We start from the raw sequence: 18914 nt of genomic DNA on the forward strand, positions 1-18914 counted from the left end.
AGGCGCTGATTTTCGAGGCCCTGATGACCATGATGCAGCACAACATCAAACATCTGGCGGTCGCCGACACCGAGGGCCGGGTGGTGGGCCTGGTCACCAACCGGGATCTTCTGACGGCCCAGGGCCAGTCGCCCTTTTTCCTGATCCGCGAAATCATGGCGGCCGACACCGTCGAGGCCGTCTTCGACATGCACGGGCGGCTGCCCCGCCTGATCCAGAGCCTGATCAACAGCGGCGCCAAGGCGATGAACATCACACGCTTTATCACCACCATCTCCGACGCCATCACCAAGCGGATCATCGAGTTTGCCCTGGAAAAGTGCGGCCCGCCACCGGTCCCCTTCGTCTTCATGATCCTGGGCAGCGAAGGCCGCCAGGAGCAGACCCTGAAAACCGATCAGGACAACGCCATCGTCTACGAGGACGTGGCCGCGGAGCAGGAGGCCGAGACCCAGGCCTATTTCCTCAAACTGGCCAAAAACATCTGCACCTGGCTCGACAAGGCCGGCTACGCCTTCTGCGAGGGCAACGTCATGGCCCAAAACCCCCAGTGGTGCGGCAGCCTGACCAAGTGGAAAAACTATTTCAGCTCCTGGATTCACGCCGCCGAGCCCGAAGACCTGCTCCAGGCCAGCATATTTTTCGATTTCCGGGGCGCCTACGGCGAGATGCGCCTGATCGACGAACTGCGGCAGTTTCTCTTCGAGTCCCTGGCCGGCTGGTCCGGTTTTTTCCGCCACCTCACCGAGAACGCGCTTTACTTCAAACCGCCGCTGGGCTTCTTCCGCAACTTCGTGGTGGCCTCCAAGGGCGAGCACCGCAACACCTTCGACATCAAAAGCGCCATGATGCCGATCGTGGACTTTGCCCGGATCTACGCCCTCAAAAACAGCCTGGAGGAAACCAATACCCTGGAGCGGCTGCACCAGTTGTATCTCAAGAAAAAACTCAGCTGGCAGGAGTACAACGATCTGGATCAGGGCTACAGCTTCATGATGCAGCTGCGGTTCGTGCGCCAGATCGAAAGCGTGGTCGAGGAAAACGCCAAGCCCGACAATTACATCAACCCCAAAAAGCTCTCGCGCATCGAACAGACCATGTTGAAGGAGATCTTCAAGCGCATCGAAAAGTTCCAGACCAAGCTGAGCGTGGAGTTCACCGGGTTGCCGTGACCGCGACCCTGACCATTGGCGTGTGAGGAGAAAATCATGTCGATCACCAAACTGGCCTGCTGCATCGATTTTTCCGAAAATTCCGAAGCCGCCTTCAAATTCGCCCTGGAATTGGCGGAAAAGTACCGCGCCAAACTCTTTCTGCTGCATGTCCTGCCGCCGGTGGTCAACCCCGCCCTGACCGGTTCGGAATGGGCCGTTCCGGACCAGCCGGTGGACGCGCTGATAACGAGGCTCCAGGAGCAGATGGAAAAGGACTTCGGCAGCCGCGTCGGCAGCCGCACGCCTTACGAGATCGTGGTTCTCGACGGGCACGTGTCCACCGAGATCGTGCGCTACCTCGGCGCAAACGCCTTGGACCTGGTGGTGGTGGGATCCTACGGGCTCTCGGGGATGGGGCTGGTGGTTTTCGGCAGCGTGGCCAAACGGGTGGCCGAGAAGGCGCCCTGTTCGGTGGTCATCGTGCGGCCCCCGCAGCCGGCCGCGGCAGGGTCGTAGGCCGCCCCCAGGCGTCCGGGGGGCTCAGCCGTCGCGGGTGATGACTGCGGTCAATTCCTGCAGGACCTCCTCGGCGCGTTGGTCGTCCACCTGGCAGGTGCCCACCGCTTCGTGGCCGCCGCCGCCGTAGTCCAGCATCAGGGCCCCGACGTTGGTTTTGGCGGTCCGGTTGAAGATCGACTTGCCCACCGCAAACACGGTTTTGCCCGCCAGCGGGCCGGTGATGGCGCGGATGGAGATGTTGCACTGGGGGTATAGGGCATAGAGCAGGAAGCGGTTGCCCGGATAGATGGGGTCCACCTTCCGCAGGTCGAGGAGCACCAGGTTTTTGTCGACCCGCGCGTGGTCTTGCAGCTGGGCCTTGAAAGGCGCCTCGTAGCTGAAATAGGTTTCCACCCGCTCGCGCACGTCGGGCAACTGCATGATTTCCTCGATGGAGAGGCGGCCGCAGTAGCCGATCAGGTCGCGCATCAGCTGGTCATGGGAGATCCTGAAATCCTTGAAACGCCCCAGGCCGGTACGGCCGTCCATGATGAAGCTCAGCAGCGCCCATTCCCGGGGGTGGAGCACCTCCTCCAGGGTGAAGCTTCCCGAATCGGCCCGGTCCACGGCGGCCATCATGGCCTCGAAGGATTTCGGGAAGCGCTGGAAGCCCCCGAAATGGTTGAAGACCACGCGGGCGGCGGACGGCGCCTGGGGGTCGATCACGTGATCGCAGCGCCTGGGGCTGCGCAGGGTTTCCGAAAGATGGTGGTCGATGCAGAGATGGGCCCCGGGCGCGTAGGGCAGGTTGGTGATGATGTCGTTGGGTCCGACCGCTATCTTGCGGTCCTGCATGTCCTTGGGGTGGGCGAAAAGGATCTCGTCGGCCAGCCCCAAATGACGGATCAGCGTCGCGCAGACCAGACCATCCATGTCGCTGCGGGTGATCAAACGATACTTTCGGCTCTCGCTCATCGTCTTTTTCCAATTCCAACCCCAAAGGGGCCCGGAAGACGGCAGGTTGGCGATCGGCTTGGCTCCAAAAAAAATCATTATAGCCGGGGGGCCATCGCCTGTCAAAATCAAATTTGGCCCCAAAGCCGCCAATCGGCCCAAGTCGGGCCGGCCGACCAGCGGTCGGCCGTTTTCTGAGGACAGGCCAAAGTGGATTTCAAGGCGGTTCTTTTCGATCTGGACGGGACACTGCTCGACACCCTCGCGGATATCGCCGATTGCAGCAATGCCGTCCTGCAAAGCTTCGGGCAACCCGCCCACTCGTTGGCGGCCTACCGGCAGTTCGTCGGCGACGGGGTTGAAGCCCTGGCGCGGCGGGCGCTACCCGAAAGCCATCGCACCCCGGAGGCCGTTTCAGCCTGCGCGGCCGAGATTTCGGCCGCTTTTCTGCGCCACGGCGCTCGCAAGGCCCAGCCCTACGAGGGGATTCCGGAACTCCTGGCACGGTTCAGCGCCCGGGGGCTTGCGATGGCGATCCTGACCAACAAACCCCAGGCGTCCGCCCGCCTGATAGTCTCCCAGCGGCTGGCGCAGTGGCCTTTCGCCCTGGTTCGCGGCGCCCGTGACGGCGTCCCCAAAAAGCCCGACCCCAGCGCCGCGCTGGCGATTGCCGATCGGCTGAAGATCCCCCCGCGCCGCTTCCTCTATCTCGGCGACACCGCCATTGACATGCAGACCGCCCGCAGCGCCGGGATGTTCGCGCTGGGGGTGCTGTGGGGGTTTCGCGCCGCCCCGGAGCTGATCGCCGGCGGGGCCCACATGCTGGTGCATCACCCGGCCGATCTGCTGGCCTGGCTCTGAAAAGGTTTTGGCGATGCTGCCCCTTGAATCCATCCGAAAGGCCGCAAAAGGCATCGGGGACCGCATCATCCGCACGCCCCTGGTGTTTTCGCCCTCCCTCAGCCGCATGTTCGACATCGCGGTCTATCTCAAGCTGGAGAATCTCCAGAAAACCGGGTCCTTCAAGATTCGCGGTGCCACCCACAAGCTGATGGCCTTCCGGGACCGGATCGGCCCGGAAGGGGTGGTGGCCGCCTCGGCGGGCAATCACGCCCAGGGGGTGGCCCTGGCCGCCCGCCTGGCGGGCGTTCCGGCCACCATCGTGATGCCCGAGTGGGCCAGCATCACCAAGCAGGAGGCCACCCGGGCCTACGGGGGCGAGGTGATCATCCATGGTCAGACCATCGAAGCCTGTCTCGAGCACGCCCGGGAGTTGGCGGCCCAGGGCCGAACCTTCATTCACCCCTTCAACGACGCCGAGGTGATCACCGGCCAGGGCACCCTGGCGCTGGAAATTTTTGAAGACTTGCCGGCACCCGACCTGATCCTGGTGCCGGTCGGCGGCGGCGGCCTGATCGCGGGCATCAGTGCGGTGGCTGCCGCCCTCCAGCCCAAAACCCGCATCGTCGGCGTTCAGGCCGCGGCCTGTCCTTCGGCCTTCGAAGCCTGGCGCCAGAACCGGGTGGTGCGCGTCGCGGCAAGCCCCTCCATCGCCGACGGTATCAACGTCAAGGAGGTGGGCGAACTGACCTTCCGGATGATGCGCCAGGGTCTAGGGGAGGTGGTCCTGGTGGACGAGGAGCAGATCGCCGCGGCCATCCTGATGCTGCTGGAAATGAAAAAGACCCTGGCCGAAGGCGCGGGCGCCGTCCCCCTGGCGGCCCTCCTGGGCGGCGCCGTCCGCCCGCCCAAGGACAGTCGGGTGGTCCTGGTGATCAGCGGCGGCAACCTCGACAGCCCGCTTCTGGGGCGCATCATCGCCCAGGGGCTGATCAAGCATGGTCGGGTCATGCGGCTTTGCGTGCGGCTCAAGGATGTCCCGGGATCCCTGGCCCGCCTACTTTCCGCCGTGTCGCGGCTGCAGGCCAATGTGCTGCACATTCGCCACGAGCGCAACGCCCCTGATCTCCCCATTTTTGTCACGCGCGTAGAACTTGAGCTTGAAACCCGGGGTCCCGCGCACGTGGCCCAGATCGCCGCGCGCCTGCGCGAGGAGGGCTATGATCTAGAGGGGGCCGCGGCCGGGGCCGGCGGTGCGCCCGGATGATGGGGATTCGCGGGTGACCGCGTCAGAGAGCGTCTGAGTGGGCCAGTTCCTGGCGGTTGATGGCGATCTGCCCCGAGGGGTGCACCAGGTCGTGGGCGGTTTGCTGGAAGGGCAGGTAGACCAGCAGCCTGTCAGCAGCCGAGACGCGCAGCGCCGGCGGCCACGGCGCCACCCATCCCGGCAGCCCCGCCAGACGGTTGGCCAGGTGGATCGGAAGGCTTTCGACGGCCTCGCCGGCGGGCAGGCTGACCGGTTGACAGGCACCGGCGGGCGCCCCGTCCGCCAGGTCCTCCCGGGGCGGGACGAAGGTCAGCTGACCGGTCAGGCGCAGGAAGGTTTTGGGGCGCAGTTTGAAGGCCGGTACCCAAACCTGCAGCCGGTACCCGTTTTCCGACGGGCCAGCGGGATCGGCTGGCAAAGCGCCCAGGATCTCCGCGAGGCTCGGCGCAAGGCCCCGGATGTCGGCTGCGATCCGCCAGAAGGGCAGATGCCGGCCGCCCGCCGCACCGGCCGGGTGGGCGCAGGCGACGTTTGCCAGCCCCGCTGGGCCCGGCTGCCACACCCTGCGGCAGCCGCGGCAGACCAGCGCCGCCGAGGCCCTGGCGCCTTCCAGATCCCAGCCGCATGCGGGGCAAACGGCCGCAAGGAAATCGACCCCGCCCTGGGGCGGCCCCCCGGGAAGTTCGCCCGTTCCTAAATTTTGCGCGAGACCGCCGCCCACCGACCGGTCCAGCACCCCGTCGATCAGTTTTTGGCCGATATAAAACGGCGCATAGATCAGACTGACGCTCTCGCCGATCTGGGCATCGAGGGGACTTTGGCGGCAGCCCCGGCGCTCGGTGGAAAGCCCCGTGGCCTCTTCCAGCGGGAGACTCGGCCGGACGAAATGCCCCGGGGTTTCCGGCAGAACGAAGCGCAGGCGAAGCGCCTGGGGGCGGAAGCCCAGCGAAACCGGAAACCCGGGGTGGGGGTGCGCCTGACGGCTGATATCCACCAGGCGGTGCGCAACCCCGGCCGGCCCGGCCGAGAACAGCATGCCCTTGAAGCGCCAATAGGGGAAATACAACAGGCCCTCGCGGGCGGGGGACCCTAGCGGCAGCCGGTAGTGGAAAAATTTCCGCGGCCGCAGGCAAACGCTAACCCGGCAATAGGCGCAGGTAAACATCCGGTCGGTTTCGGCCAGCAGCGCCGGCGCCCCGCACTGGGGGCATTGGTGGCTGATCTGGAGGTTAGAGCCTTTCACCGCACTGGTTGCAGAAGCGGGCGTCGTTGAGGTTTTCGGCCTGGCAGGCGGGGCAAACCGCGGGGGCGGCCTTGGCAGCCGCCGGGCCGCCGCAGCGGGGGCAGAAGCGGGCGTTGGGCGGGAGATTCTTGCCGCAGGCGCTGCACTGGGCGAACACGATTTGCTGGTGGCCGCAGTGGGGGCAGAACTTGGCATCGCCCGCGATCCGGCGCCCGCAGTCAGGGCAGGTCTGGGCAAAGTCGCCGTCTGGGTCGGACGGGGCGGCACCCTCCTGGAAATAGCGGGAGAACATCGCCGGCAGCATCAACCCCATGCCCAGGCCCATGCCGCCTTCGGCGCCGCCGCCCGAGGCGGCCGCCTTTTCCATGGCCATGGCCGCCTTCATCTTGATCAGCTTGTCCATGTCCCCGAAGACCCCCAGGCGGCTGCGGTCGTCGATGGCCTGCTGGACCTCGGGCGGCGGCGTGATGGCGTTGATGTAGAGCTGGGTGAGTTTCAGGCCGAAGTGCGCGAAATCGGCCTCCAGGCGCCGGGCGAGCCCCCGGGAGGTCTCGTCGTAGCGTGCGGGCAGATCGAAAATGGTGCCGAGGGTCTCCCCGATATAGTCGTTGAAGCGTGAAACCACCACCTGGTTGAGGTACGCGTCGATCTCCGCGGTGGTGAACATCCCCTGGGTGCCCACCAGGGTGTTGATGAAGAGCACCGGCTGGACCACCTGCAGGTTGAACACACCGTAGGCCCGCAGCCGCACCAGCCCCAGCTCCCGGTCCTTGAAGGCCACCGGGTCCCGGGTGCCCCATGTCAGATTGGTGAAAACCTTGAGATTGACAAAATAGACTTCGGCCCGCAGCGGGCTGGAGAGGCCCCAGGGAATGCTGGCGATTTTGGTCAGCAGGGGCAGGTTGGCGGTTTTGAGGGTGTGGCGCCCGGGGCCGAAGGCGTCCACCGCCTTGCCCTGGTAGAAGAAGACCGCCGCCTGATTCTCACGGACGGTCAGTTGGGCGCCGTACTTGATCTCCCCCGAGCCGCTCTCCGGCAAACGGTGAACCAGCGCCTGGCCACTGTTGTCGAACCATTCGAGAACTTCCAGAAAAAAAAGGTTGTTGCTGCCCATGGAAGCGCGCCTCCCTCTGGCCGGGGGTTGAGGGCCGGTTTCAGCCACCCGGGGGGCGGCCGATTTCTTTCATTTCGGCCGCCGGCAGGAGAACTTGAGGCCGGCGCAGGCCTCGCCGGCCTCCCGGTGAAAAAGGTTTGGAAAGGGGTGCTTTTTGGACTATAGAGCAGTCGGCCGGCGCGCCCACGGCCCCGGAGATGACGCCGGGTAGTGACAAGTGGGTATTGAAACCAGCGACCCGAGAGGACCGATGACACCGCAGAGACTGTTACGCCGCAAACTGGAGCGGCTGCTGCAAGACTGGCAAAATCAGGGCATGCCCGGGCGGCACACCCTGCACGAGCAGGCGCGCGCCTTGGCGGCCTGGAAGAGCGCCAACCAGATCCACAGCCTGTGGGACGACGTGCGCCGGATGGCCACCGCCACCCTGGACGACGGCTGGGGCCACGGCCTGCAGACCATCGAGACCTACGCCGCCCTGGCGGGGCTGGAGGTTCATGCGCTGGGGCTGGAGCAGTCGCCCGAGCACATCATCGCCGCCTGCCGGCGTTTGCGGCCGCAGATTCTCGGGCTGACTGTGCTGCAGTTCGACAGCGAGGAGAATCTCGCGCTGGTTTGCCGCAGCCTTCCCGCTGAAACCCGGACCGTGGTGGGTGGGCCGATTTTTCGGGCGGACCCGGAGCTGGCCGAACGGGCCGGGGTGGATTACGTGGCGCGCCATGTGGGCGATTTTTTGCAGTATCTGTTGGCCTGGTAGCGGGGAGCGGCCGCCATGGCGCATCACCCCCCGGCAGAGAGCAGCCCAAGCGGCGGCTGGCAGCGGCGACAGTTGTGGGGCTGCCTGGCGATTTTCGGCTCGGCCTTCTTCTTTTATCTCGCCACCACCACCATCCGCTGGTCCCAGGCCTACACCGCCATCGACCCGGCCTTTTTCGTGTTGATGCGCTTTTTGCTGGGGTTTCTCGTCGTCGGTACCAGCCTGTTGCTGCACCGGCAACCCTTGCGGCCCCGCAAATTGAGTTTTCTCCTCGGCCGGGCCATTTCCAACTGCTTCGCGGTCTACTGCTTTTTCAAGGCGGTCGCCCTGACCTCGGCGGCCGAGGCCAATATTCTCAACATGACCTACCCGGTGTTCATCACGGTCTTCACCTGGCTGTTTCTGCGCGCCCAGCGCGACGGGGTTACCCTGCTGCTGGTGGTCACGGCCATGGTGGGCATTTGGCTGCTGCTCAAACCGGGTGCGATCGGTTGGAAATCGGATCTGATCTGGGGTCTGGCCTCCGGCATTTCGGCCGCTTTCTCGCTGGTCTTCCTTAATCTGGCCCGTCAGCACGACGCCTCCGAAACCATCCTGCTGGTCATGTTCGGGCTGGGGTCGCTGGTCATGCTGGCCCTCTTTTCCGACCGGCTTTTCCTGCCCGACCGGACGGCGCTTTTCTTTCTGATGGTCTGCTCGCTTTTCGGGGTCGGGGGGCAGTACCTGCTGACCTACGGGTTTCGGTATGTCACGGCGCTGGAAGGCGGGATCATTTCCTCGACGCGAATCCTGCTGGCGGCTCTGCTGGGCCCTTGGCTGGTGGCCGAACCGATGCTCTCGCTGGCGGGCTGGAGCGGCGCCTTGTTGATCTTCAGCGCCAATGTGCTGCTGGCGATACGGAAAGGCCGCTTGCCGGCGGCGGGAAAAAAAATTCAAGAAAGGTGATTTTTTTATTAAGCCGGGAGTTCCGCGGTCGATAAGTAACTTCAAGAGCGCAGCCAAATGCACTCTGGTTTATCCTCCTTCTCTCCTTTCGTTTGAGGGCGCCATCGGGGCGCCCTCGCTTTTTTGTCTTCCTGAAATACCGTGCCGCGCGCTGTCTCCGGCTGTTTTCAGGGCCCCACCTCGAAAAAGACCACACCGAGCTGCTCGCCGTTTTCCGTCACCACCGCCACCCGCCAGGATCCCGCGAACTTGGCCGAGTCGATGGTCAGGCGGCTCCAGGTGCGGGTGCGGGGGTGCCGGATCGCCAGAGGGACCCGGACATGCTCCCGGCCGTCCTGGAAATAGACGTGGGTCAGCTTGCGGGGCGGTTGACGGGCGTAGACGGTCATCCAGACGTGCGGTTTGACCGACTGGCCGTATCTGAAATAGGTTTGCGGCCCCACGCTGCGGCGGCGGGAAACCTCGCGACAGACCACAAGGTTCACCAATTTCAACCCCTCGGCGCTTTGCGGCGGGATTTTTTCAGCCTTGGGCGGGGGGGGCGGCGTTGCCGGCGTGGCATCGGCCGCCGGGGCCGGCTGCGGTGCGGCGGGCGTCGGGGTGGTTTCAGCCACCTGCAGCGCGGGTTTTTCCGGCACCTCGACGGCGGGTGCGGCGGTTGGCGGCGTTGGGGCGGGGGCAGTCGCGGCGGCCTCTTCCCGGGCGGCGGCCGGCGCAGCCGGCTCGCGGGCGCTTGATGCGATCTCCTGTGGGGCGTTGGTGGCCCCGCGGCCGTTCTGCCCGGGGCCGTCGGCCGGCCCGGTTGGAAAGAGCAGGTAGGTGATGAGGGCTGCGGCGATCACGGCCGCGCCCGCCCCGAACAGCCAGGGGCGGCGGGCGCCGCCGGGGCGCGCCGGGGGGCGTTGGGTCAGGCGGGCGCGCAGGGCCGTCACGGTTGCGACGGATCGGGCCTCAGGGTCGCTGCGGTCTTCGCGGGATGCGCCGTTGTCGTCGTCAAAGCGGGTCAAAACCAGGGTCAGGTAAAGTGGGGATCGCATAAATTCTGAAACCATCGTTTGATGAACCGGTAAAAAGTCGAAAAACAGACGGTTTCGAAAAAAGTTCACGCTACGGCGCGCAAATCTCAGCGGCGTGAGGCGTACTTACTTACGCCGCAGCGACTTCGAGATGCAGTGCAACGCAGAGATTGGACTTTTTGCGGAACCGTCATCGTTTGGGGGGCGCCGTCAGGGTGACACCAGACTGGCGGTCACGTTCACCGCTGCGGGAATCAGGTTTTGGGCCAGCATGATCTCCTCGGTCTGCTTCCAGGCCGCCGCATCGATTCGCCCGATGCGCGCCTCGGCGTCGGGCCGCACCAGCCGGCGGGTGATCTCCAGCTGCTCGCGCAGCAGGGGCGGGGCGGTGTCCCGGTCGTGCTCCTGGATCATGGCCAGGACGCGCTCGGCATTGGCAGGGTCCAGTGCGCGCCGCCAGCCTTCCAGGAGCGCGGTGAGAAATTTTTGGACAGTCTGGGGATGCTCCTCCAGGATGGCACGCGTGGTGACCACCGAATTGGCGACGAATCGCACCCCGGCCGCAGCGGGGTCGAAAAAGGCCGCCGCCTCGCCGGCGCGCCGCAGCTTGTCCCCGATGATCACACCCTGGGCGTTGCGGTAGACCGGCCAGAGGTCCACCCGGCCCTCGTAAAACGGGGTGTAGTCGTAGCGCACGCTGAAAAGCGTGAGGTCATCTTCGCCCAAGCCGCCTTCAGCCATGAGGGCCTTCATGATGGTTTCATCGTTGCCCCCGAAGGTGACCCCCACGGTCTTGCCCCGGAAATCTTCCGGGGTTTGGAAGCGGCTGCGGTCCGGCCGGTAAATCCACTGCAGGGGGTTTTGCTGGAAGAGCTGGGCGATCACCACCACCGGGGAGCCCTTGGCCAAGGCCCGGATGACCTGGTCGGCGGAGGCGACCCCGAACTGGGCATGCCCCAGCTCCAGTTCCTTGATGGCGTCCTTTTCCGGCCCGCCGGCCTTGACCGTGACTTGGAGGCCTTCGGCCGCGAAGAGCCCTTCGGCCTCGGCGTACAGATCGCCGACGACGCTGGCGTTGAAAAGCCATTTGAGGCGGTAGTTGATCGGTTCGGAGGCCCCTTGGGGCGGGGCGCTGCCGCAGCCGGCGACGAGCTGCGCCGAGAAGAGCAGGGCGGCGAGCAGGCGCATGACATGGCTCCCGGCGCACATCAGAGAGCCCGTCCTTTGGGCAGCAGGAGTTTGTGTTGCAGCCACAGTCCGATCCTTTCCAAAAGGGCCAGGTAGAGGGAGGTGAAAATGCCGATCAGGAAAAGGGCCACCAGCACCTTGGCCATGTCGCTCTGGTAAAGGGCAATGCGCAGGCTGTAACCGATGCCGGCATTGGCGCCGAAAAATTCGGCCACGATCGTGCCGACCATGGCGAGGGTGGCGCTGCCGGCGGTCACCGTGATCAGCTTGGCGTTGTTTTCGAAGGCCCGGATTTTGACCTCCAGCTGCCAGCGCATCCGACCGGTCATGGTGTAGAAGTGTTCGATATCGGCCACCGGCTCCGCAAAGATCCCGATAAACGACAGCAGCAGCGGAAAGTAGCAGATCATCGCGGCGATCAGCAGCCGCGAGGCGAGCCCGTCGCCCAGCAGGATGAAGATGATCGGCGCGACCGCCACGATGGGGTAGGCCTGAAGGTTGTAGGCCGCCACCTTGATCAGGGCCCCGACCCAGTTGGTCAGCCGGCCGATGATGGCCACCACCGTGGCCAGAGCGATGGCCAGAACGTGCCCTACGATAGCCACCGCCAGGGTGTCCAGGACGTCGCCCAGGTAGCGGTTGAACACGGTCCGGGCGGTTTGCCAGAGGTCGGCGGGGCTGGGGATCACGTAGTCCGAAAGGGCGAAGACCAGCTTGATCGCCAGCAGACCGCCGAGCGCTGCCAGATAGATGACCACAAACTGGTAGATCCGTTTAGGCAGCATGCACGATCTCCAGCATGGCGCGCTCCAGCCGGCTTTTTTCGAGCGCCTGGCCCGGTGCGAGATCCAGGCCGGCGACCGAAATCGCCTGGGGTTGCTTGGCCGCGTGGCGCAGCACGACGATCTGCCGGCAGAACTTGGACACCTCGGCGACGTTGTGGGAGATGTAGAGAAACCCTTTTTGGGGGAACATCCCCTTGATCTTCAGCAGGATCTTCTCCCGGGTGGTCTCATCCACATTGGCCAGGCTTTCGTCCATGATCAGAAGATCAAAGTCCTGCACCAGGTAGCGGGTGAGGTTGGCCCGGTTTTTCTGGCCCAGCGAAAGCTGCGCAAAGCGCGCCTCGCTGCAGTCCTCCAGGCCGAAGGCGCGGATCAGCTCCGCCATGCGCTCCCGGCGCGCGGGCGGGGTGACCTTGGCAATGTGGTCGCCGACGCAGGACCAGCCGGGGAGCCGTTCGAGGTTGTAGGAATAAAGGGTTCGCGCCACGCCGGGGGTCTCGATGCGTCCCTCGTAGGGTGGGCCGCTGCCGGCGATCATGCGCGCCAGGGTGGTTTTCCCGACCCCGGAAGGCCCGAAAAGAGCGTGAAAACCCGGCCCCCGGACGCAGAAACTGAGGTCGGCAAAGACCGCGGCTTCGGCATTGGGGTAGCGGTAGCGTATTTTCCGGCAGTCTATCAGCACGGCTCGCTTCGCTTTGAGCGGCGGCAGGTCACACGCGGCCCGCGCCGCCGGCCGATTCGGGCGTGCGCGCCTTTCCGGCCGCTATGGGTTGGGCCCGGTCAGGCGTTTGCGGCCGGCCCCGCTTTGTCCGCCGATTCCTCGGGATACGACCATAGCCCGGCCGATCCGCATTCCGTCCCTTAACACAGTTTGATCCTGGTTTGAAACGTTTCTTGAGAAGCGCCGGACCCGGGGATAGCGGTAGTCCAGGTAGGACCTGAGCTGCGGGTCCTGGATTTTCTGGGGCAGGCGCGTCCCGGCCTCCACCCACGTCTGATCGCGCTGCCGCTGCAGCTTGGCACGGAAGCCCTCGACAATGCCCACCGCAAAGTCCGTCAGGCGCTGGCGATTGAGGCCTTTTTCGCGGTTGTAGGCCGCCCATTGGCGGCGGATGAAATGACCGACAAAGTCATGGACATAGCCGGCCGTTTGAACGTTTTGTTGCGTGCCGCTGATCTCCAGCACCCGGCCCATCTTGCCACGGGCCAGTACGAAGGCCGGCACCCAGAGGCCCTCGACGAAGTAAAAATCCTGCAGCAGGCGGGCCAGGTGGTAGGCCTCGCGCGGCTGGCGCAGGGCCGGAGCGCCCACAAAGACACTGACAAAGACGCGCTGCCGGACGCGTTCCAGAACGCCGAGATTGTAGCGCGCCATGAGCTCGTGGGCCTTGGCCATGGCGGCCTCGGCCTCGTGGTGATTGCGGCTCTGGGCGAGCGCCATGAGTTTGCCGATCCTTAGCAGGCGACGATCCTCCTCGCCCAAGGCCTCGGCCCGAAGGCGTTCGGCCAGGGGGCGGAAGCGGCCCGAAGCCTCGGGGTTGGCGCGCAGCAGGCGGCAGGCCTCCTGGAACTTGGGACCGTGGGGCGTTTCGGTGCCCGCTCCCAGCACCTGGTCGGCCATCTGGTGCGCGATCTCGTGCAGCAGGACCTCGCGCACCGAGTCCCAGCCGTAATCCAGGACCAGGCGGCGGCTGAGACCGATCTCAGCTCGCCCGCGGTGCCAGTACCCCAGCCGTGAGGCCAGGTCCCTGAGGGTGAAAAGCGGTTTTACCATCCGGCCGCGCACCGGCGGCGGCAGAACCCAGAGGGCCGCCTCCCATTCCAGGGAAAGCCCGTGGAGGATCCGGCGCTCCAGTTCCGCCGTCGGGTGTCCGGAGGGGGACAGATGGGGGGCGTTGCTCATTTTAAAGCGTGCTCCAAAAATTTGGGGAGGAACTTCAGCGGCGATTGACCCTAATATGGCCGGTGCGAAATTTCAACCCGGATTCGGTCGGGACGCACGCCCTTTTTTCTCACGTCAAAATCAAGTTGACAGTGCGGCGGGAGGCGTGTAAACTCTTGAGACCGAGCGCTCGTTCAGGTTTGTCCCGACGCTGCGGTCTGTCCACCCTGTCCGCCCCCATCCGGGCGCCTTTTTCCCACGCAGCGCTTTCGTGAAGCCGGAATGTGTCGCCCCCCGGCCCGAACCGCCGCTGCACCCAACGGCTGCCGGGCATTCCGGCCAAGCTTCACGCAACACTGAAAGGAGAGGAACTCATGGCCGAACTCAAGGTGAATTTCGACGTTTTGTCCCCCGTTAAATTCCTGGTCCGCAGCGCCGCCGTCTACCCCGACAAGGTGGCGGTGGTCTATGGTGAGCAGCGCTTCACCTACCGGGAGTTTTACGAGCGGGTCAACCGCCTGGCCAGCGCCCTGACCCGCCTCGGGGTCGGCAAGGACGACAAGGTGGCCTTCATCTGCCCCAACACCCCCCCCATGCTGGAGGCCCACTACGCCGTGCCCATGATCGGGGCCGCCCTGGTGAGCGTCAACATCCGGCTTTCAGCCAATGAAGTGGGCTACATCATCGACCACTCGGATGCCAAGGCGGTCTTCGTCGACAATGAGTTCGCCCAGCTGGTGGCCGCCAACCTCGACAAGATTCCCAAGGTCAAGGCCATGGTCAACATCTGCGACGTCAGCCCCGAGAAGCCCCTGGACGGACCCGACTACGAGGCCTTTCTGGCCACCGGGGATCCCGATCCGGTGCCCATCGTGGTGGATGACGAATACCAGGTGGCCACCATCAACTACACTAGCGGCACCACCGGGTTGCCCAAGGGGGTCATGTACCACCACCGCGGCGCCTACCTGAACGCCATCGGGGAGATGCTGGAGATCAAATTCACGCCCAGTTCGGTCTACCTCTGGACCCTGCCCATGTTTCACTGCAACGGCTGGTGCTTCACCTGGGGGGTGACGGCCATGGGCGGCACCCACGTGTGTCTGCGGCAGGTGCTCGCCAAGGAGATCTTCCGCATGATCGAAACCGAGGGGGTCTCCCACCTGTGCGCAGCCCCGACCGTCCTGATCACCATGAGCACCTACCCGGGCGCCAAGGACATCCGGCTGCCGCGCAAGGTGGAGATCATGACCGCCGGGGCCCCGCCGGCACCCACCGTGATCCAGAACGTGGAGGCCATGGGCGCCAACATCACCCACACCTACGGTCTGACCGAGGTCTTCGGCCCCCACAGCGTCTGCGCCTGGAAAGAGGAGTGGAACGACCTGCCGGTGGAGGAACGAACCAAGATCAAGGCCCGCCAGGGCGTGCCGTTTATCCTGACCCACTACATGGACGTGTTCGACACCAAAACCATGGAACCCGTTCCCCGCGACGGTCAGACCATCGGGGAGATCGTTATGCGCGGCAACAACGTCATGCTCGGCTACTACAAGGATCCCGAGGCCACCGCCGTGGCGTTTGAAGGTGGCTGGTTCCACAGCGGGGACCTGGCGGTGATGCACCCCGACGGCTACGCTCAGATCATGGACCGCAAGAAGGACATCATCATCAGCGGTGGCGAGAATATCTCCACGGTGGAGGTCGAAAACGTCATTTACCGGCACCCGGATGTGCTGGAGGTGGCGGTGGTGCCGATTCCGGATCCAAAATGGGGCGAGGTCCCCAAGGCCTTCGTCGTGCCCCGTGAAGGCGCCAACCCCACTGCGGAAGACATCATCGCCTTCTGCAAGGAGAACCTGGCCCGTTTCAAGGCCCCCAAGGCGGTGGAGTTCGGGCCGCTGCCCAAAACCGCCACCGGCAAGATCCAGAAGTTCAAGCTGCGTGACAAGGAGTGGGCCGGCAAGGACCGCCGGGTCAATTAGCCGGCTGCAGGAAACCGGCGTTGCTGCCGGTTATTCCCTGACCTCCGCGCATTGCGACAACACCCCCATCGCCCGCCGCAGCCACCGCCTGCAGGCGGGCGATTTGCTTTGGATCTCACTGATTTTCCCCAGACATCCGGAACCGTCCGCAGCGGCGGCCCGCCACCCGAGAGGAGAAGACCCCATGAACGCAGCCCTGACCCATCGGACCGGAATGTTGGTGGTTTGGCTTGCTTTTTTCCTGGGCGGTTTTGTATGCTCACAGCCGGCGGGGGCCGCCGCCACGGTTGACCACGGGATTTACGCCGGGCTGCTCGCCCGCCATGTCCAGGACGGGGTCGTCGACTATGGCGGGTTCAAGGCCGAAGAGCGCCTCCTTGACCAGTACCTGGACGTGCTGGCGGCGGTCGACCCCCAGCGCCTGGGGCCTGAGGAGCAATTCGCCTTCTACGTCAATGCCTACAACGCCTGGACCATCAAACTGATTCTGACCCGCTACCCGGGGATCCGCTCCATCAAGGAGGCGGGTAGCCTGCTGCGCTCGCCCTGGAAAAAGCCGCTGGCCCGCATAGGCGGCGAGGTGCTGACCCTGGACGAAATCGAGCATGACATCCTGCGCCCCCGCTTCCGCGACCCACGGGTGCATGTCGCCGTCAATTGCGCCTCCAAGGGGTGCCCGCCGCTGATGGCCGAACCCTTTTACGGGGACCGCCTGGAGGCCCAGCTGGATGCCGCCGCGCACGGCTTCATCAACGACCCCGGCTACAACCGGCTGGAGGGCGACACCCTGTTCGTCAGTAAGATCTTTCAGTGGTTCGGCGAAGATTTCGACAATGACCCGGCCGCGTTTGTCGCCCGCTACGCCGAAGGTGAGCTCAAGCAGCGGCTTGACGCCCTCCAGGGCCCGCCGCGGATTCGCTACCTGGACTACGATTGGTCCCTCAACGGCCGCTGAGGGCCGGGGGCAATGGGAAAGAGAGGCCCGCATGACAGGCTATGATTTCGATATCGGCATCATCGGCGGCGGTGCGGCTGGGCTGACCGTCGCTTCCGGCGCGGCCCAGCTGGGCGCCAAGACGCTCCTGGTGGAAAAGGAGCACGCCCTGGGCGGAGACTGCCTGCACTTTGGCTGCGTGCCCAGCAAAACCCTGATCCAAACGGCCCGGGTGCGTCACCTGATGGCGCGCGCGGCCGAATTCGGCCTGCCCCAAACGGCCCCGCCGCCGGTTGATTTTCGCCAGGTGGTAAAGCGCATTCAGGCAGTCATCGCCACCATTCAGCAACACGACTCCGAGGAGCGCTTCTGCGGTCTCGGGGTGCGGGTGCTCTTCGGGCAGGCCGAGTTCAGCGACGCCCACGCCATCCGCTTGAACGGCAAGACCTATGCGGCCAAATACTGGGTGATCGCAACCGGTTCCTCCCCGGCGCGTCCCCCGATCCCCGGTTTGGAGCGCACGCCGTTCGTCACCAACCGCGAGATTTTCGCTCTTGAGCACCAGCCCGCCAGCATGATCGTCCTGGGCGCGGGTCCCATCGGAATCGAGATGTCCCAGGCTTTCAGCCGCCTGGGCACCCGGGTGACGGTGGTGGACATGGCCGATCAGATCCTCCCCAAGGAGGACCGGGACATGGCCGATGGCGTGATGGCGACCCTGCAGGCCGAAGGAGTGGCCTTTCAACTGAACGCCACCGTGCTCAGCACCCGGGATCTGGGCAGCCAGCGGGAAGTGGTGATCCAGGCCCGCGACGGGAAGGAGGTCGCCCTGCAGGCGGAAACGCTGCTGGTGGCCGTGGGGCGGGTCCCCAACACCTCGGGGATGGGGCTCGAGGGGATCGGTGTGGCGCTCGAGCGCGGCGGGGTGGGGGTGGACAGTCGGCTGCGCACCAGTCAGAAGCACATTTACGCGGCCGGTGATGTCACCGGCGGCTATCAGTTCACCCACGCCGCAGGCTACGAGGGCGGGATCGTCGTCAGCAACGCGGTCTTCCACCTGCCGCGCAAGGTGGATTACACCTGGCTGCCGTGGTGCACTTACACCGATCCGGAACTGGCCAGCATCGGCATGAACGAAAAGGCCGCCTTGGCCGCGGGGATCACCTACACACGCTGGGAGGAGCCCTTCGAGGGCAATGACCGCAGCCTGGCCGAGGGGGAGCGGGCCGGCAAAATCAAGATGATCCTGGACGCCAGGGACAAGCCCATCGGCGTCCAGATCCTGGGCCCGCATGCCGGGGAGCTGATCAACGAATGGGTGGCGGTCTTAAACGGCAAGGTCAAGCTCGCGACCCTGGCCTCGGCGGTTCACCCCTACCCGACCCTCGGTGAAATCAGCCGCAAGGTGACCGGCAGCTACTTCTCGCCCAAGGTTTTCTCGCCGACCGTCAAAAAGGGCCTGAAGCTCTTTTTTCATCTCAAAGGTCGGGCCTGCGCCTGCGACTTGGAGGACCCCGCCTGCGGGGACCACCCGGCCTGACCTGCCGGGCCCGATGGCCGCCCCGCCCTCGGACCCCGTATTTTGACCGGAGACAGCACCATGGCCCCCCTCACCCAACCGCCCCCAGGGCAAAGGCGCAAGGCCGCCATCAAAGCGGTCGTCTTCCTGCTGTTTATCGTCGCCGCCCTGGTGGCGGTGCGCTACACGCCCCTGCGAGAATACCTGAGCGCCGAGGCCCTGGGAGGCTTCCTTGAAGCGGCGGGCATCTGGGCGCCCCTGGTGTTCATCCTGGTCTATACCGTCGGGGTCTGCCTGTTCGTCCCGGGGACCCTCCTGACCGGTTTGGGGGCCGCGATTTTCGGGGCCTACTGGGGGTTCGTCTACGTCTGGATCGGAGCCATGGCCGGCGCCAGCCTGGCCTTTTTGATCGGGCGGACCCTGGGTCGCGAGTTCGCCGCCTCGCTGATCGGCGACAAGCTCCGCCGCTATGACGAGGCCATCGCCCGCAACGGCTTCGCCACGGTGCTTTACCTGCGGCTGGTATACTTCCCCTTCACCCCCATGAACTTCGGCATGGGCCTGACCCAGGTGCGCTTTTGGGACTATTTTGCGGGCACGGGGTTGGGGATTCTGGTGGGGACCTTCATCTTCACCTTCTTCATCGGGACCCTCAAGGAGATCTGGGCCTCCGGCAACTGGGGTGGGCTCCTCTCCTTCAAGGTCTTTTTTTCCATCGGTTTGTTTGTTTTTTCATTTTTTATCCCCAGGCTGATCAAAAAACTGCGCGGCGCGGCCGGCTAGACCCGCGGGGGCCTGCGCTGCGGGGATAACGGGGGCGTGGGGCATTTTTT

General features: G+C 65.0%; 18 protein-coding genes. 10 read left to right on the forward strand and 8 right to left on the reverse strand.

The annotated features are described in order from the left end of the window. On the forward strand, nt 1-1172 hold a 1172-nt coding region (locus LJE63_10900; protein ID MCG6907113.1), incomplete at its 5' end, for a DUF294 nucleotidyltransferase-like domain-containing protein. A gap of 36 nt (nt 1173-1208) precedes the next feature. Next, the gene (locus LJE63_10905; protein MCG6907114.1) at nt 1209-1670 is read left to right on the forward strand and encodes a universal stress protein; all 462 of its coding nucleotides are present in this window, start codon (nt 1209-1211) and stop codon (nt 1668-1670) included. A 24-nt stretch (nt 1671-1694) separates the two neighbouring features. On the opposite strand, the gene LJE63_10910 is transcribed toward LJE63_10905, so the two are convergent. After that, a complete protein-coding gene (locus LJE63_10910) occupies nt 1695-2627 on the reverse strand; it encodes an exopolyphosphatase (GenBank protein ID MCG6907115.1) in 933 nt (310 codons plus the stop codon). Between the two features lie 189 nt (nt 2628-2816). Between LJE63_10910 and LJE63_10915 the strand changes: the two genes are divergently transcribed. Further along, nucleotides 2817-3467 carry an HAD family hydrolase gene (locus LJE63_10915; protein MCG6907116.1) on the forward strand — a complete coding sequence of 217 codons (651 nt, stop codon included), beginning with the start codon at nt 2817-2819 and terminating at the stop codon, nt 3465-3467. Nucleotides 3468-3480: 13 nt separating this feature from the next. After that, complete coding sequence (gene ilvA, locus LJE63_10920; protein ID MCG6907117.1) at nt 3481-4713, forward strand: threonine ammonia-lyase; 1233 nt, start codon at nt 3481-3483, stop codon at nt 4711-4713. A gap of 22 nt (nt 4714-4735) precedes the next feature. Here the strand turns inward: ilvA and LJE63_10925 are convergent, their stop codons facing one another. Both LJE63_10925 and LJE63_10930 read right to left on the reverse strand, forming a co-directional pair. Next, complete coding sequence (locus LJE63_10925) at nt 4736-5956, reverse strand: hypothetical protein (GenBank protein ID MCG6907118.1); 1221 nt, start codon at nt 5954-5956, stop codon at nt 4736-4738. Beyond that, nucleotides 5943-7070, reverse strand: a complete 1128-nt coding sequence (locus tag LJE63_10930) for an SPFH domain-containing protein (GenBank protein ID MCG6907119.1) — start codon at nt 7068-7070, stop codon at nt 5943-5945. Before LJE63_10930 ends, LJE63_10925 begins: the two co-directional genes overlap by 14 nt. A 250-nt stretch (nt 7071-7320) precedes the next feature. On the opposite strand from LJE63_10930, the gene LJE63_10935 reads away from it, so the two are divergent. Together LJE63_10935 and LJE63_10940 are read left to right on the forward strand one after the other, a co-directional pair. Further along, nucleotides 7321-7827, forward strand: coding sequence for a cobalamin B12-binding domain-containing protein (locus tag LJE63_10935; GenBank protein MCG6907120.1), 507 nt, complete (start codon nt 7321-7323; stop codon nt 7825-7827). Nucleotides 7828-7842: 15 nt separating this feature from the next. Next, nucleotides 7843-8772, forward strand: coding sequence for a DMT family transporter (locus tag LJE63_10940; protein MCG6907121.1), 930 nt, complete (start codon nt 7843-7845; stop codon nt 8770-8772). 167 nt (nt 8773-8939) lie between these two features. Here the strand turns inward: LJE63_10940 and LJE63_10945 are convergent, their stop codons facing one another. From LJE63_10945 to LJE63_10965, 5 genes are all read right to left on the reverse strand, one after another. Next, the gene (locus LJE63_10945; protein ID MCG6907122.1) at nt 8940-9809 is read right to left on the reverse strand and encodes a DUF2914 domain-containing protein; all 870 of its coding nucleotides are present in this window, start codon (nt 9807-9809) and stop codon (nt 8940-8942) included. Between the two features lie 189 nt (nt 9810-9998). Next, a complete protein-coding gene (locus tag LJE63_10950; GenBank protein ID MCG6907123.1) occupies nt 9999-10976 on the reverse strand; it encodes an ABC transporter substrate-binding protein in 978 nt (325 codons plus the stop codon). A 20-nt stretch (nt 10977-10996) separates the two neighbouring features. After that, nucleotides 10997-11761, reverse strand: a complete 765-nt coding sequence (locus tag LJE63_10955) for an ABC transporter permease (protein ID MCG6907124.1) — start codon at nt 11759-11761, stop codon at nt 10997-10999. Continuing rightward, entirely contained in the window at nt 11751-12443 is a 693-nt protein-coding gene (locus tag LJE63_10960) for an ATP-binding cassette domain-containing protein (protein MCG6907125.1), read from the reverse strand. Before LJE63_10960 ends, LJE63_10955 begins: the two co-directional genes overlap by 11 nt. A gap of 81 nt (nt 12444-12524) precedes the next feature. Further along, a complete protein-coding gene (locus LJE63_10965) occupies nt 12525-13664 on the reverse strand; it encodes a SprT-like domain-containing protein (protein ID MCG6907126.1) in 1140 nt (379 codons plus the stop codon). 353 nt (nt 13665-14017) lie between these two features. Between LJE63_10965 and LJE63_10970 the strand changes: the two genes are divergently transcribed. From LJE63_10970 to LJE63_10985, 4 genes are all read left to right on the forward strand, one after another. Further along, nucleotides 14018-15628 carry a long-chain-fatty-acid--CoA ligase gene (locus tag LJE63_10970; GenBank protein MCG6907127.1) on the forward strand — a complete coding sequence of 537 codons (1611 nt, stop codon included), beginning with the start codon at nt 14018-14020 and terminating at the stop codon, nt 15626-15628. A gap of 184 nt (nt 15629-15812) precedes the next feature. Then, nucleotides 15813-16583 (forward strand): DUF547 domain-containing protein, encoded by a 771-nt coding sequence (locus LJE63_10975; GenBank protein ID MCG6907128.1) that lies wholly within the window; start codon nt 15813-15815, stop codon nt 16581-16583. Between the two features lie 31 nt (nt 16584-16614). Beyond that, nucleotides 16615-18102, forward strand: coding sequence for an FAD-dependent oxidoreductase (locus tag LJE63_10980; protein ID MCG6907129.1), 1488 nt, complete (start codon nt 16615-16617; stop codon nt 18100-18102). 60 nt (nt 18103-18162) lie between these two features. After that, nucleotides 18163-18864, forward strand: a complete 702-nt coding sequence (locus LJE63_10985) for a TVP38/TMEM64 family protein (protein ID MCG6907130.1) — start codon at nt 18163-18165, stop codon at nt 18862-18864. The last annotated feature ends 50 nt before the right edge of the window (nt 18865-18914 follow it).

It is taken from the genome of Desulfobacteraceae bacterium, assembly GCA_022340425.1.
Taxonomy (GTDB): domain Bacteria; phylum Desulfobacterota; class Desulfobacteria; order Desulfobacterales; family JAABRJ01; genus JAABRJ01.

What these genes read in the sequence shown, in the direction of transcription:
- LJE63_10985 (MCG6907130.1), top strand. Translation starts at nt 18,163, where the DNA reads ATGGCCCCCCTCACCCAACCGCCCCCAGGGCAAAGGCGCAAGGCCGCC.
- LJE63_10975 (MCG6907128.1), top strand. Translation starts at nt 15,813, where the DNA reads ATGAACGCAGCCCTGACCCATCGGACCGGAATGTTGGTGGTTTGGCTT.
- LJE63_10965 (MCG6907126.1), bottom strand. Translation starts at nt 13,664, where the DNA reads ATGAGCAACGCCCCCCATCTGTCCCCCTCCGGACACCCGACGGCGGAA.
- LJE63_10910 (MCG6907115.1), bottom strand. Translation starts at nt 2,627, where the DNA reads ATGAGCGAGAGCCGAAAGTATCGTTTGATCACCCGCAGCGACATGGAT.
- LJE63_10935 (MCG6907120.1), top strand. Translation starts at nt 7,321, where the DNA reads ATGACACCGCAGAGACTGTTACGCCGCAAACTGGAGCGGCTGCTGCAA.
- LJE63_10905 (MCG6907114.1), top strand. Translation starts at nt 1,209, where the DNA reads ATGTCGATCACCAAACTGGCCTGCTGCATCGATTTTTCCGAAAATTCC.
- ilvA (MCG6907117.1), top strand. Translation starts at nt 3,481, where the DNA reads ATGCTGCCCCTTGAATCCATCCGAAAGGCCGCAAAAGGCATCGGGGAC.
- LJE63_10945 (MCG6907122.1), bottom strand. Translation starts at nt 9,809, where the DNA reads ATGCGATCCCCACTTTACCTGACCCTGGTTTTGACCCGCTTTGACGAC.
- LJE63_10940 (MCG6907121.1), top strand. Translation starts at nt 7,843, where the DNA reads ATGGCGCATCACCCCCCGGCAGAGAGCAGCCCAAGCGGCGGCTGGCAG.
- LJE63_10970 (MCG6907127.1), top strand. Translation starts at nt 14,018, where the DNA reads ATGGCCGAACTCAAGGTGAATTTCGACGTTTTGTCCCCCGTTAAATTC.
- LJE63_10980 (MCG6907129.1), top strand. Translation starts at nt 16,615, where the DNA reads ATGACAGGCTATGATTTCGATATCGGCATCATCGGCGGCGGTGCGGCT.
- LJE63_10950 (MCG6907123.1), bottom strand. Translation starts at nt 10,976, where the DNA reads ATGCGCCTGCTCGCCGCCCTGCTCTTCTCGGCGCAGCTCGTCGCCGGC.
- LJE63_10930 (MCG6907119.1), bottom strand. Translation starts at nt 7,070, where the DNA reads ATGGGCAGCAACAACCTTTTTTTTCTGGAAGTTCTCGAATGGTTCGAC.
- LJE63_10955 (MCG6907124.1), bottom strand. Translation starts at nt 11,761, where the DNA reads ATGCTGCCTAAACGGATCTACCAGTTTGTGGTCATCTATCTGGCAGCG.